Source organism: Arthrobacter sp. UYCu511 (assembly GCF_040547105.1).
GTDB classification, from domain to species: Bacteria; Actinomycetota; Actinomycetes; order Actinomycetales; family Micrococcaceae; genus Specibacter; species Specibacter psychrochitiniphilus.
Genome location: NZ_JBEPPB010000011.1, coordinates 1 through 13,013 on the forward strand (window position 1 = coordinate 1; position 13,013 = coordinate 13,013).

The window sequence follows — 13,013 nt, forward strand, 5'->3', positions numbered from 1 at the left end:
CAACGCCGGCGGCGAAGGCTAGTCCCCACCGGCTCCCGTTTTATCCCGCGCTAAGCGCGAGATAAAACGGGTCCCTCGCCGGCGTGGGCCCACCCACACCCGCCCCACGGGCGCGGGGCCCCACCCACCGACTCACCCTCGCCGGCGTGGGCCCACCCACACCCGCCCCACGGGCGCGGGGCCCCACCCACCGAATCACCCTCGCACTCCTCATAGAAGCAGCCGCCCGGTCTCACCAAAACGGTGGACCGGGCGGCTGCTTTTGTGCTTGCTACTATTCCACGCCCTGACTCTCTCTGGCTGCCTTCAACCCAAGATAAATCACGTCCCGGGCCAGCGGCAGCGAGGTGAAGCGCACACCCGTAGCATTGCGGATGGCGTTGGCCAGGGCCGGTGCCACAGGGTTAAACGGGCTTTCACTCATGGACTTCGCACCGAGCGGGCCCACTGTGTCATGGGTTCTGGCGAAGTAGACTTCGCTGCGCGGCACGTCAGCAAAGGTAGGAATATGGTACTGACGCAGGATGTCTGAGGCCACCGACCCGTCGGGGCGAATCAATACCTCCTCATACAAGGCAGCGCCTAGAGCTTGGGCTATCCCGCCCTCGATCTGGCCTCGGCATTGCCTCGGGTTGACCACCACCCCTGCATCCGCTGCCTGCACGCTTTGAAGGATGCGTAATTCTCCCGTCCCGGTGTTGACGGCCACCCGGAAGCCTTGGACGTTGAAGGCCACCGAACGGGGTGTCCCACCCCAGCGCCCATCTGCGCACAGTCTTTGCTTGTTGGACGCCGCCAACGAAAATACTCTGGTCAGGGGCAGCAGTGTCCCGCCGCAGTCAACACCATCTGGCACCAGCGTGCAATCAGCCGCGGCGGTTCCACTCATTGCTGCCGCCGCCTTGGTGATCTGCACCGCCAGCTCCTCTGCCGCCAACAGTGTGGCCTTGCCCGCCACCACGGTACCCGTGGAACCAAAGGCTCCTGTGTCATGTTCAGTCAGGTCAGTGTCAGATTGGCGAACAGAGACAAGGTCGGCGCGGCTGTTCAGCGCCGTCGCCGCTATTTGGGCATGGACTGTGGTGGTGCCGTTGCCGAATTCGGCCGTGCCCACCCTCACCTCAAAGCTGCCATCGGCCAACAGTTCCACCGCGGAGTGGGCAAAGTGTCCACGCGGCGGGACGGTGTCAATCATGCACAGCGCCGTACCCGTCCCAACGGCCCAATCGGGACCCAGATCATTTTGTCCGGCCTCTGCATACCGTTGTTCCCCGCGGGCCAAGGCGTCGGCAACGAGTTCCACACACTCATCCAGTCCATAGCTGCCGTAGTGAACGTCTGCCTGCGGTTCTTCCGAGGCCGAAAGCATGGGCGTCCCATCCCGCACCATATTGCGACGGCGGAATTCCAGCGGGTCCATGCCCAGTGCAACGGCCAGCTCGTCCATGGCCGATTCCACGGCAAAAAACATCTGGCTCAGTCCGTAGCCGCGGAATGCTCCCGAGGGCAGGGTGTGCGTGTACACGGCACGGGCGTCGATCTTCTTATTGGGGCATTGATAGAGGGCCAAGGATTCCCCGCAGCCGTGGAACATGACCCCGGGGGCATGGTTGCCGTAGGCGCCGGTGTTCGTCACCACATCCACAGCGAGGGCGGTCAGTGTGCCGTCATTTCTGGCCCCGGCAGCGATCTTGATGGTGAAGGGGTGGCGTGTGGTGGATGCTGTGAGCTGCTCGGTGCGTGTGTATTCCAGTTGCACGGGGCGGCGCAGAGCCAGCACCGCGAGCGCCACAATATCCTCCGTGAGCATCTCCTGCTTGCCGCCAAATCCGCCACCTACACGCCCTGCAACAACGCGCACATCCTCCTCGGGCAGACCGAACACACGGCACAGTGCCCGCCGGGTCAAAAAAGGGGTCTGCGTCGAGGAACGCACGTTGAGCCGCCCACCGGCGTCGAGGGTGCCAATGGCGGCGTGCGTCTCCATCGCCGTGTGCTGCACCCGCTGAGTTGTGTAAATTTCCTCATGGCGCACGTCGGCGCCAGCCAGGCCCGCCGCCACATCGCCGAGCTCTGTGTGCAATTCCGCCACAATGTTCCGCACCGGGTCCCCAATACGGCTGGCTTTGGCGTCCTTGTCTCCGTGGACTGCCGCAGCTCCCGGACGCAGGGCCTCCTGCGGGTCAAAGACGGCGTTGCGTTCCTCATAGTTAACGACCAGGGCCCGGACGCCGGCTTCGGCCTCATGCACGGAATCGGCCACTACGGCGGCCACCCGTTGACCCACATAACGCATGATGGAATCCAGCACGAGCGTGTCATCCGGGTCATCGGTGAACAACTCGTGCTGGGCGGTGGAAAAAAGCTGTGCGGGTGAGTCGTGGTGAGTGAAGACGGCGCGCACGCCAGGCAGTGCCAGCGCTGCTGTGGTGTCGATGGAGAGTACCTTGGCGTGCGCGTGCGGGGAACGCAACAATTTCATGTGGAGCAGGCCGGGGTAGTCTGCGGGGTCCACATCGAGGGTGTACCGGGCTGCCCCTGTCACCACTGCTCGGCCGGCGGGAGCTCCCGGGCTGTCCCCCACATGCCCGCCACAGCTTTGCTCTGTTTCCGTGGACACCCCGAGCACAGCGTCCTCTATGGCCCGGTAACCGGTGCAGCGGCACAGATTCCCCTTGAGGTTCCGCGGTAGGTTCTCTTTTTGCTTCTGGTCGAAGGTTACTGCCGTCATGAGCATTCCCGCCGTGCAGAAACCGCATTGGAAGCCCTGTGCAGCCAGGAACTGTTCCTGGACGGGGTGCAAGGTGCCGCCGTCGGCCAGGCCTTCCACCGTGGTGATGGATTTACCCTGCGCACGCACGGCGGGATAAAGGCAGCTGTGGATGGGGGTGCCGTTCACGTGGACAGTACAGGCACCGCAGTCACCGCCGTCGCAACCCTTTTTGACGCCTAGCGCGCCTTCTTCGCGCAGGAAGGTGCGCAGGCATTGGCCGGGTCGTGGCTCATTACCGTGGTGTGTTCCGTTGATGTCCATAGCCATGGTTCAGTTTCCTTCCGGCAAGTAAACATCCGCCAGCGGCGCGTCCGGCAGGTGGCTCTGCAGCAATTCGATCCGTATTTCCTCGGCCAGCCGGTAAGTCATGTCCCGGCGCCAGAGCGGATCTCCGTGGACGTCGTCGTGGTACAGGGTCCCGGGGATGGCCTCGTCCAGAGCCCGCCGAAGCGCCGCTGCGTCCGGACGGGGATTCTGCGGGAAAAGATGGCCGTGCACCACGGCCGCACCGGCCAGCGGCTGCACTGCCGCCGCACCGAAGCGCAACTGAACGGGGTGCTTCGTTGAGGCGGTCACGGTGATGACCAGCCCGCCCTCGTCCCCCAGCCTGCCAATCAACAGCACCCCGGAGCGCCCCAGATTACTCAGGGAAAGCCTGCGGAAAGCCGTTGTGGCGCGCAGTGCCGCGGCCGGCAGGTGAATGCTACGTAGTAACTCCCCCGCGGCCAAGGAGGTGCTGGCATCCCCCACCACAAGATCGGCCACGGGTACCTGACGCTGCCCGCCGGCGGGCGTCATCACCGTCGCCACCCCGTCCAGTGCGGAGCAGAAGCTTGTCATGGGCCCGGCGGGCAGTGCCGTGCAGATGTTCCCGCCCACGGTGGAGATGTTCCAGATTTTGAAGGACGCCACAAAGGCCTCGCAGCACTGGCGTACCAGTTCCAGTGCGGGCCAGTTGTTGGGCAGGCCCGCATGGGTGGGCAGTTCGTACAGTTCAGCAACAGTACAACTGGCGGCTAGATCCACCCCGTCCGGGTTGCTGGAGATCGCCACCCAGCCGGCCGTGGTGAGATCCAACAGGCGGCGTATGGAGACGCTGCCATAGGAAAATAACACCGTACCTCCTGCAAGCCAGGCATCACCCGCGCGCCATTGGGCGGGATCTGTTGTGGGGACCACCGCCTCAATCGTGTTCATATCCATGATTCACTCCTAGGAGAGCTGGGAAAATGTGGCCATGAGCGCCTTGCGAAAACGGATGCTGCATTCGCACACGGGCACCTTACCCCCGGTTCATGGAGCGGGCCTAGTAATCAATCCGGGTCTCAAGCGCGTTCCAGGCGTTGAAGGGCGCTAACGCGTCCACGGCCCCTGGCTCTAGCTGGCGCACGGGCAGGGGACGCAGTTCCACAGGCGTATCGAAGTACTCGTAGAAGGCGGCATCGTCAAAGCCGGCCCGGGCGGCGTCGTGCCTGTCAGCGGCAAAGTAGATCTTCTCCACGCGTGCCCACAACGATGAAGCCAGGCACATGGGGCAGGGCTCGCAACTGGTATACAGCGTGGCCCCGGAGAGGTCGAAGGTGCCCAAACTAGCGCACGCGTTGCGGATGGCGGTGACTTCGGCATGAGCGGTGGGATCATTATTGGCCGTCACCCGGTTGATGCCTTCGAATACCTGGCCGTCCGCTGTGACAACAATGGCACCAAAAGGCCCGCCCTTGCGCAGAACATTTGCCGTGGCTAAATCTACTGACTGGGCCAGAAAATCCTGGCTGTTGCTCTCGTTGCTCTTCATGATGACTTCCCTTGTCATTGGGGCAACCGGCGGCGTTGGTCTTGGCGGATGCGCAAGCAAACAACAACGGACCGGTTTGCGCTTGGACGTATTCAAGACTCGGACATATTCAAGAACAGCCCGGTAGATAGCCACCTCGAAGGGCGCCCGCCATAGACATGGTCATGACACTAACATCGCACTGTGAGCTACGCAACAACATACGGGAAACCAATTTCATATGCCGGAAACAGCGGGTGGCCAAGGGCGCTAGCTCTGACGGAGCCTCACCTGCTCTGCAGCGGCCCTGCAGCGGCCCTGCTCTGCTTGCGCCTGTTTTGCAAGCGCCGCTTCGCTGCGCGTTAGTTTCGGTTGAGTTCGGCGGAAATGACCGCCGCAGCCCTGCGCAGCATGGGAACCGCCCGCTCGGCAAAGGACTCATCAACGCGTTGGACAGGTCCCGAAACGGAAATCGCCGTCGGTGTGGGTGCATCGGGAACAGCCATGGCGAAGCAGCGGACGCCAATTTCCTGCTCTTCCTCATCGATCGCGTAACCGCGCTCCCGGATAACATCCAAATCTGCCAGCAGGCTCTCAATGGTGCCGTGGCTCTTGATGGTGGGGGTGGGCATCCCGGTCCGTGTCACAATGTTTCGCACAACGTCATTCTCAAGCTGCGCCAGCAGCGCCTTGCCCACGCCGGTGTCGTGAGTATGCGCACGGCGTCCCACCTCCGTGAACATGCGCATGGAGTGAGGCGAGGGAACCTGGGCAATGTAGATGACCATGTCAGTGTCCAGCACAGCCATGTTGGCTGTCTCTCCCAATTGCTTTACCAAACTATCCAGCTGCGGCATGGCCATGGCGCCTAGTTGCTTCGTGGCGCCTTCGCCGAGGCGGATCAGGCGGGGCCCCAAAGCGTACCTGCGGCTGGGAAGCTGGCGGATGTAACCCAGAGACACAAGAGTGCGCAACAGCCTGTGGATGGTGGGAAGGGGTAGTTCCGTGGAGGAGGAGAGCTCGCTGAGGGTCACATTGCCACCAGCTTCAGTGATGAGCTCTAGCAGTTCAAAGACGCGCTCCACGGACTGGACGCCGCCGCTAGCTTTTGCCGCCATGGTCAGTCTCCTACTAAGGGGTATATTTCAACGATTAATTCGCATGATGGTATTCAAGTTCCAAATCCCCAACATACATCATTCCGCACAGCGGAAGATAAACGCGGGCAGGGCTTGAATTTCCACCAGATAGATAATAATATCCATTCTACGAGAACAATCGTAAATGTCGACCGCCCTCACGGGCCTACCTTAAGGACCTTCAATGGCGAATCCTAGCCCCGGCAACTCCATCACCCTTCGCGTTAGCGCTCCCTCCAACTTCACGGTCACCAGCGAGCTCGCAGCAGCAGCCGCTTCGGCCGGCGCCGCAGTCACAGCCCTGGACATCGTGGAGTCCCAGCATGAGAGCATCGTTGTCGACATCACGGCCAACACCACCGACGACGCCCACGCTGACCGAGTCAAGGATGCCTTGGAAGCACTTGACGGCGTTCATGTTCAGCACGTCTCGGACCGCACCTTCTTGATGCACCTCGGTGGCAAGCTTGAGGTCAACTCCAAGTTCGTCATCCGTAACCGCGATGACCTCTCCCGCGCCTACACCCCCGGTGTTGCCCGTGTCTGCATGGCCATCGCCGAGGATCCATCCGCTGCCCGTAACCTTACGATCAAGCGCAACACCATTGCTGTTGTCACCGATGGCACCGCCGTCTTGGGCCTGGGCGATATTGGCCCCGCCGCAGCACTGCCCGTCATGGAGGGCAAGGCCGCACTGTTCAAGCAGTTCGCCAATGTCGATGCCTGGCCCGTATGCCTTGACACCAAGGACACTGAAGAGATCATCATGATCGTCAAGGCCATGGCCCCGGTCTACGGTGGCATCAACCTAGAAGATATCGCCGCCCCGCGCTGCTTTGAAATCGAGCGCCGCCTCAAGGAAGAACTGGACATCCCGGTCTTCCACGACGATCAGCACGGAACCGCGATCGTGACCCTCGCGGCACTGACCAACGCGCTGAAGGTCGTTGAGAAGAACATTTCAGACGTGAAGATTGTTGTGGCAGGCGTAGGCGCCGCCGGCAACGCCATCATCCAGCTGCTACTGGCCCAGGGCGCAAAGAACATTGTGGCCTGTGGACGCAACGGCGCCGTCAACCGCAGCGAAGAATACACTGACGCACACCGCACCTGGCTGGCCAACAACACCAACCCGGAGAACTTCACCGGCACCCTCCACGAGGCAGTGGTTGGCGCAGATGTGTTCATCGGTGTCAGCGGACCCAACGTCATCGGCGAAGCCGAAGTGGCTGCTATGGCCCCAAAGTCCATTGTCTTCGCCATGGCCAACCCCACCCCCGAGGTTGATCCTGTGATCGCCTCCAAGTACGCAGCCGTGGTTGCAACAGGCCGCAGCGACTTCCCGAACCAGATCAACAACGTCCTGGCGTTCCCCGGATTCTTCCGCGGATTGCTGGATGCGCACGTATCTGACATCACGGATGAGATGCTTGTGGCAGCAGCTACGGCCATCGCCAACCGAGTCGATGCCTCCGAGCTGAACGCAAGCTTCATCATTCCTAGCGTCTTCGACCCGCACGTAGCCGGGGACGTAGCCGCCGCAGTGGCTTCCGCAGCCGCTTCAACACTCGCCGAGAGGGCCACCCTATGAGCACCCAGTCAGTAACCGTCACAGACCTCACACCCATCCCGCGGGCGGCTGAGATCCTCACGCCCGAGGCTCTGGAATTTGTGGGCGAACTCAACCGCCGCTTCAACCCGGTCCGTGAAGAACTCTTGGCTGCCCGCGGCACCAAGCGGGAAGTGGTTGCCGCCACCGGCAAGCTGGATTTCCTGCCGGAGACCGCCTCTGTGCGCGCAGGTGATTGGAAGGTTGCCCCCGCACCTGCTGCATTGACGGACCGCCGCGTGGAGATGACAGGACCTGCCTCACCGGCCAAAATGGCTATCAACGCGCTGAACTCAGGCGCCAAGGTATGGCTGGCAGATCTTGAAGATGCCTCCACCCCGCTCTGGGCCAACGTTGTTGACGCCGTCCTGAACCTCAAGGATGCCGCTGCCGGCACCTTGGAGTACACCTCCCCCGAGGGCAAGGAGTACCGTCTGCGCACCGACGCGCCGCTGGCCGTTGTTGTGGCCCGTCCCCGCGGCTGGCACCTGACGGAAAGCCATGTACTGCTCGACGGCGCACCCACCTCGGGTGCACTCGTGGACTTTGGTCTGCTCTTCTTCCACACGGCCAAGGCACTCATTGCCAATGGTCAGGGCCCGTACTACTACCTGCCGAAGATGGAAAGCTACCTTGAGGCACGCCTCTGGAATGACATCTTCGTCTTTGCTCAGGATTACCTCGGTGTCCCCCAGGGCAGCATCCGCGCCACCGTGTTGATTGAAACCATCCCGGCCGCCTTTGAAATGGATGAGATCCTTTACGAACTGCGCGATCACGCATCAGGGCTCAACGCCGGGCGTTGGGACTACCTCTTCTCCATCATCAAGTACTTCCGTGATGCCGGCGAAGCCTTCACCCTCCCGGACCGTGCACAGGTAGCCATGACGGCCCCCTTCATGCGCGCCTACACCGAGTTGCTCGTGAAGACCTGCCACGCCCGCGGCGCCTTTGCCATGGGTGGCATGGCCGCGGTCATCCCTAACCGCCGCGAGCCCGAGGTAACGGCTGCAGCGTTTGAAAAGGTTCGCAATGATAAGACCCGTGAAGCCGGTGACGGCTTTGACGGTTCATGGGTTGCCCACCCGGACCTGGTTCCCGTGTGCCAGGAAGTCTTTGACGCTGTCTTGGGCGACCGCCCGAACCAGCTTGACAAGCAGCGCCCCGAGGTCAATGTCACCGCGGATCAGCTGCTGGATATTCCCTCCGCAGCAGGCACGGCAACAGAGGCGGGCCTGCGCCTGAACCTATATGTCGCCGTGGCTTACACCGCCGTCTGGATTTCAGGCAACGGTGCTGTGGCCATCCACAACCTCATGGAAGATGCCGCAACAGCGGAGATCTCCCGTTCACAGGTCTGGCAGCAGATCCGTAACAAGACCACCCTCGCCGATACCGGCAATGTTGTTACCAGGGAACTGGTCACCACCATCCTCGCCGAGGAAACGCAGAAGCTGCGCGGCGAAGTGGGCGAGGAGTCCTTCCAGAAGTTCTACAAGGATGCCAGCGCACTGATCAGCGATATCTGCCTCTCCGAGGACTACACGGACTTTTTGACCATTCCGGCCTACGAACTGGTGGGCTAAGAATGAGCGTTACCCCTTCACTAGACGCCGCCGATTTGGCGCACATCGAAGCTGCGTGCGCCGCAACGGATCAGTTGCTGGACCGCAACTACCCGGGCGACGATGGCAGCCGTCAGCCGGTTCACACTGTCTACGTTCCGGCAGATAAGTTCAACTCCACTTTTGCCGCCGACTGGGGCGCACAGGGCCTGGCCGCCATCGAGAACTATGGTGGTTTGGAAAAGCTCGGCACCTTGCTGGGCCAGGACGCCGAGCTGGCAGAGGCCGTGGCAACACGGGTGGCCGCCAAACTCACCAGTGAACCCATTGAAGATCTGCGCCTCGATTTTGAGGACGGCTTCGGGGATCGCGGCGACGAGGCAGAAGATGCTGCAGCAGTGGCAGCTGGCAAGGCTGTCAGTGCAGCAGTCAACGCCGGAACGGCACCGCCGTTCATCGGCATCCGTTTCAAGTGTTTTGAACTGGCTACCCGGGCCCGCGGCGTGCGCACCTTGGACCTGTTTGTCTCGGCCCTGGCCGAGGCAGGCGAGCTCCCCGACGGGCTCGTGCTGACACTGCCCAAGGTGACCACGGTGGACCAGGTCAAGGCCATGGACTTCGCGGTTAGCCGCCTAGAGCAAATTCACTCTCTGCCCGCAGGGCGTCTCCGTTTTGAGGTGCAGGTGGAAACCCCGCAGCTCATTCTTGGCCCGGAAGGCACCTCTCCCGTGGCCCAGTTGGCCCATGCAGTGCCCGGACGCATCAGCGGCCTGCACTACGGCACCTATGACTACAGTGCTTCGCTGGAAATCTCAGCGCAGTACCAGTCCATGGAGCACCCCGTGGCGGATTTCGCCAAGGAAGTCATGCAGTTAGCTGTCGCCGGAACGGGCATCCGCCTCTCCGACGGCTCCACCAACATCATGCCTGTGGGCGATGGCGCCGAGGCTGCTTGGGCCTTGCACGGGCGCCTGGTGCGCCGCTCCTTGGAGCGCGGCTACTACCAGGGCTGGGATCTGCACCCGGCCCAGCTGCCCAGCCGTTTCAGCGCAACCTACGCGTTCTACCGTCAGGGGCTGCCCGCAGCTGCTGTGCGGTTGCGCAACTATGTTGCGCAGACCCCCGGTGCCGTCATGGATGAACCGGCCACGGCACGCGCCCTGGCGAACTTCATCCTGCGCGGACTTATCTGTGGCGCTGCCAGCGCAGAGGAAGTACTCTCGCTGACCAGCCTGGACCAAAACCAACTTACGGCGCTGGCTCACCCCCGGCTCGCTACCGTCTCTCGCTAAAGGACTTGACTCATGAGTAAGTACTTCTCCCCCGCAGGCGGCCTGCCGCCGCAAACGCACCTGACCACAGAGCGCGCCATTGTCAAGGAGGCCTACACGGTCATCCCCAAGGGCGTCATGACGGATATTGTCACCAGCACCCTGCCGGGGTTCTCCAACACCCGCTCCTGGATTCTGGCCCGCCCCATCTCCGGCTTCGCCACCACCTTCTCCCAGCTCATTGTGGAGATTGCACCCGGCGGCGGCGCCCCGCGCGCCGAGTTCGAGCCCGGCGTCGAAGGCGTCATCTTTGTCACCAAGGGCAAGGTCAACCTCACCCTCGAAGGCGAACTTCACCAGCTTGAGGAGGGCGGCTACGCCTACCTCGCCGCCGGTGACATCTGGGGACTGGAAAACGTCTCCGACGGCGTTGTCACCTTCCAGTGGATCCGCAAGGCCTACGAGCGCCTTGAGGGCTATGAGGCCACCTCCTTCGTCACCAGTGACGCTGAAGTGGAACCCACTGCCATGCCGGATACCAACGGCGCATGGAAGACCACTCGTTTCACGGACTCTTCCGATCTGGCACATGACATGCAGGTCAACATCGTCACTTTCCAGCCCGGCGGCGTCATTCCGTTCCCCGAGACTCACGTCATGGAGCACGGCTTGTATGTCCTGGAGGGCAAGGCCATGTACCTGCTCAACAACGACTGGGTTGAGGTGGAAGCCGGCGACTTCATGTGGCTGCGTGCGTTCTGCCCGCAGGCCTGCTACGCCGGCGGCCCGGGCGAATTCCGCTACCTGCTGTACAAGGACATGAACCGTCAAATCAAGCTGACTTAAGCTGCCGCTGCGGTTTATGCGCCCGCTTCCCATTTTTGCACCCGGTCTACCGGGCGCAAGAACGGGGGGCGGGCGCATTTTTTTGGCTCTCCCTGCACTGGGGTGTGTCGAACCGGAGAAAACTCCCCTTGACGTGGGTCACATCATTCTCTAGACTTTTCATAAAGCAGAAACTAATTTCCACAATATGAAATGCATGGAATGAAGAATTCCTTGGAAGGACCTACAATGACGTACACCGTGAACTGCTCCATCCTCTTGACCGAACTGCCCTTGCTCGAACGCCCGGCCGCTGCAAAGGCAGCCGGATTTGATGCAGTTGAGTTCTGGTGGCCCTTCGAATCCAACGTTCCCGGCGATGCTGAACTCACCGCTTTTGAGCGCGCCATCACCGATGCCGGCGTCCAGCTCACAGGCCTGAACTTCAACGCCGGCAACATGCCCGGCGGTGACCGCGGCTTGGTCTCCTGGAAGGGCCGCTGCTCCGAGTTCAAGGACAACGTTGACGCCGTGGTCGGCATTGGCGAGCGCCTCGGAACCAAGGCTTTCAACGCCCTCTACGGCAACCGTCAAGACGATTACACCCCGGCGGAGCAGGACGAGCTCGCCGTGAAGAACCTGGTCTACGCAGCCCAGGGCGTCGCCAAGATTGGCGGCACCGTCCTTTTGGAACCCGTCTCCGGAACCCCGGCCTACCCGCTGAAGAGAGCTGCTGACGTTCTGGCAGTCATCGCCAAGACCCAGGAAGCGGGCGTGGATAACGTCAAGCTCCTGGCAGATTTCTACCACCTGGCAGTCAACGGTGACGATGTCCCGGCAGTGATTGAAAACCATGCCAAGGACTTCGGCCACATCCAGATCGCCGACGATCCGGGCCGCGGAGCCCCCGGCACCGGCACCCTCCCGCTGGGCGAATGGATCACTCGCAGCCGCGAGCTCGGCTACGCGGGCCCCATCGGCTTGGAATACAAGTCCGCCGCAGCGGATGCGTTCAGCTGGACCATCCGCCAGCAGGCCAACTAATCCACGCCTCCTCCTTCTTCACCTCCACACTTCACGCAAAGGACACATTATGAGCAACGTTGCAGTAATCGGACTCGGCATCATGGGACTGCCCATGGCAGTCAACCTCGTCAAGGCCGGCCACACGGTTTCTGGCTTCAACCGCAGCCAGGGCGCCATTGACAAGCTCGTCGCAGCAGGTGGCAACGGTGCCACTTCCATCGCCGACGCCGTCAAGGATGCCGAATTCATCATCACCATGGTTCCGGACTCCCCCGACGTCGAAGGTGTTGTCAGCGGTAAGGACGGCCTCTTCGCCACTGCCCGCAAGGGTGCCATCTGGATCGATGCCAGCTCCATCCGCCCGGACGTGGCCAAGCGCCTCTCCGAAGATGCGCTAGCAGCCGGTATCCGCCCCTTGGACGCCCCGGTTTCCGGTGGCGAGCAGGGCGCCATTGACGGAGTTCTCTCCATCATGATTGGTGGTGCGGCAGAAGATTTCGCTGCTGCACAGGACGTTTTGAACGCCGTCGGCAAGACAATCGTCCACGTTGGCCCCTCCGGCTCCGGCCAGACAGTCAAGGCTGCGAACCAGCTCATTGTGGCCGTCAACATCCAGGCCCTCTCCGAAGCAATCGTCTTCCTTGAGGCCTACGGCGTAGATACCGACGCCGCATTGAAGGTCCTCGGTGGCGGCCTCGCCGGCTCCAAGGTCCTGGATCAGAAGGGTGCGAAGATGCTCGCCCGCAACTTCGACCCCGGCTTCCGCCTGGCCCTGCACAACAAGGACCTGGGCATTGTCACCGCAGCAGCCCGCGAAGCAGGCGTCACAGTTCCGCTTGGCAGTGCAGTTGCCCAGCTCGTCACCTCCATGGTGGCCCAGGGCGACGGCGCCTTGGATCACTCCGGATTGTTCAAGGCCGCACTGGCCTCCTCGGGCCGCAAGTAACCCCTTGCCCCACGGGTTCATCCCCACTAAACCTCCCGCCGTCGAGTGAGTGTCGAAGCGTTCGACGGCGGGAACCATCCCTCTC

The 13,013-nt window shown here is 62.1% G+C and carries 10 protein-coding genes; 6 read left to right on the top strand and 4 right to left on the bottom strand.

Going from position 1 to position 13,013, the window contains the following annotated elements; genetic code table 11:
- Positions 1-274 precede the first annotated feature (274 nt).
- The 4 genes from ABIB48_RS14045 to ABIB48_RS14060 form a co-directional block, all read right to left on the bottom strand.
- Positions 275-3,040 (bottom strand): molybdopterin-dependent oxidoreductase, encoded by a 2,766-nt coding sequence (locus ABIB48_RS14045; protein WP_354213392.1) that lies wholly within the window; start codon positions 3,038-3,040, stop codon positions 275-277.
- Between the two features lie 3 nt (positions 3,041-3,043).
- The gene (locus tag ABIB48_RS14050; RefSeq protein ID WP_354213393.1) at positions 3,044-3,976 is read right to left on the bottom strand and encodes an FAD binding domain-containing protein; all 933 of its coding nucleotides are present in this window, start codon (positions 3,974-3,976) and stop codon (positions 3,044-3,046) included.
- Between the two features lie 103 nt (positions 3,977-4,079).
- The gene (locus ABIB48_RS14055; RefSeq protein WP_354213394.1) at positions 4,080-4,568 is read right to left on the bottom strand and encodes a nucleoside deaminase; all 489 of its coding nucleotides are present in this window, start codon (positions 4,566-4,568) and stop codon (positions 4,080-4,082) included.
- A gap of 341 nt (positions 4,569-4,909) precedes the next feature.
- On the bottom strand, positions 4,910-5,665 hold the full coding sequence (locus ABIB48_RS14060) for an IclR family transcriptional regulator (RefSeq protein WP_354213395.1): 756 nt from the start codon (positions 5,663-5,665) through the stop codon (positions 4,910-4,912).
- Between the two features lie 205 nt (positions 5,666-5,870).
- On the opposite strand from ABIB48_RS14060, the gene ABIB48_RS14065 reads away from it, so the two are divergent.
- The 6 genes from ABIB48_RS14065 to ABIB48_RS14090 all read left to right on the top strand — a co-directional run bounded on the left by ABIB48_RS14065 (position 5,871) and on the right by ABIB48_RS14090 (position 12,928).
- Positions 5,871-7,277 (top strand): NAD-dependent malic enzyme, encoded by a 1,407-nt coding sequence (locus ABIB48_RS14065; RefSeq protein ID WP_354213396.1) that lies wholly within the window; start codon positions 5,871-5,873, stop codon positions 7,275-7,277.
- Entirely contained in the window at positions 7,274-8,881 is a 1,608-nt protein-coding gene (aceB, locus tag ABIB48_RS14070) for a malate synthase A (protein ID WP_315914840.1), read from the top strand. Before ABIB48_RS14065 ends, aceB begins: the two co-directional genes overlap by 4 nt.
- A gap of 2 nt (positions 8,882-8,883) precedes the next feature.
- On the top strand, positions 8,884-10,152 hold the full coding sequence (locus ABIB48_RS14075; RefSeq protein WP_354213397.1) for a DUF6986 family protein: 1,269 nt from the start codon (positions 8,884-8,886) through the stop codon (positions 10,150-10,152).
- 12 nt (positions 10,153-10,164) lie between these two features.
- Complete coding sequence (locus ABIB48_RS14080) at positions 10,165-10,977, top strand: bifunctional allantoicase/(S)-ureidoglycine aminohydrolase (protein WP_315914842.1); 813 nt, start codon at positions 10,165-10,167, stop codon at positions 10,975-10,977.
- 228 nt (positions 10,978-11,205) lie between these two features.
- The gene (locus ABIB48_RS14085) at positions 11,206-12,000 is read left to right on the top strand and encodes a hydroxypyruvate isomerase family protein (RefSeq protein WP_354213398.1); all 795 of its coding nucleotides are present in this window, start codon (positions 11,206-11,208) and stop codon (positions 11,998-12,000) included.
- A 49-nt stretch (positions 12,001-12,049) separates the two neighbouring features.
- Positions 12,050-12,928, top strand: a complete 879-nt coding sequence (locus ABIB48_RS14090) for a 2-hydroxy-3-oxopropionate reductase (protein ID WP_110107114.1) — start codon at positions 12,050-12,052, stop codon at positions 12,926-12,928.
- The last annotated feature ends 85 nt before the right edge of the window (positions 12,929-13,013 follow it).

What these genes read in the sequence shown, in the direction of transcription:
- ABIB48_RS14060 (WP_354213395.1), bottom strand. Translation starts at nt 5,665, where the DNA reads ATGGCGGCAAAAGCTAGCGGCGGCGTCCAGTCCGTGGAGCGCGTCTTT.
- ABIB48_RS14090 (WP_110107114.1), top strand. Translation starts at nt 12,050, where the DNA reads ATGAGCAACGTTGCAGTAATCGGACTCGGCATCATGGGACTGCCCATG.
- aceB (WP_315914840.1), top strand. Translation starts at nt 7,274, where the DNA reads ATGAGCACCCAGTCAGTAACCGTCACAGACCTCACACCCATCCCGCGG.
- ABIB48_RS14065 (WP_354213396.1), top strand. Translation starts at nt 5,871, where the DNA reads ATGGCGAATCCTAGCCCCGGCAACTCCATCACCCTTCGCGTTAGCGCT.
- ABIB48_RS14085 (WP_354213398.1), top strand. Translation starts at nt 11,206, where the DNA reads ATGACGTACACCGTGAACTGCTCCATCCTCTTGACCGAACTGCCCTTG.
- ABIB48_RS14050 (WP_354213393.1), bottom strand. Translation starts at nt 3,976, where the DNA reads ATGGATATGAACACGATTGAGGCGGTGGTCCCCACAACAGATCCCGCC.
- ABIB48_RS14080 (WP_315914842.1), top strand. Translation starts at nt 10,165, where the DNA reads ATGAGTAAGTACTTCTCCCCCGCAGGCGGCCTGCCGCCGCAAACGCAC.
- ABIB48_RS14075 (WP_354213397.1), top strand. Translation starts at nt 8,884, where the DNA reads ATGAGCGTTACCCCTTCACTAGACGCCGCCGATTTGGCGCACATCGAA.
- ABIB48_RS14055 (WP_354213394.1), bottom strand. Translation starts at nt 4,568, where the DNA reads ATGAAGAGCAACGAGAGCAACAGCCAGGATTTTCTGGCCCAGTCAGTA.
- ABIB48_RS14045 (WP_354213392.1), bottom strand. Translation starts at nt 3,040, where the DNA reads ATGGCTATGGACATCAACGGAACACACCACGGTAATGAGCCACGACCC.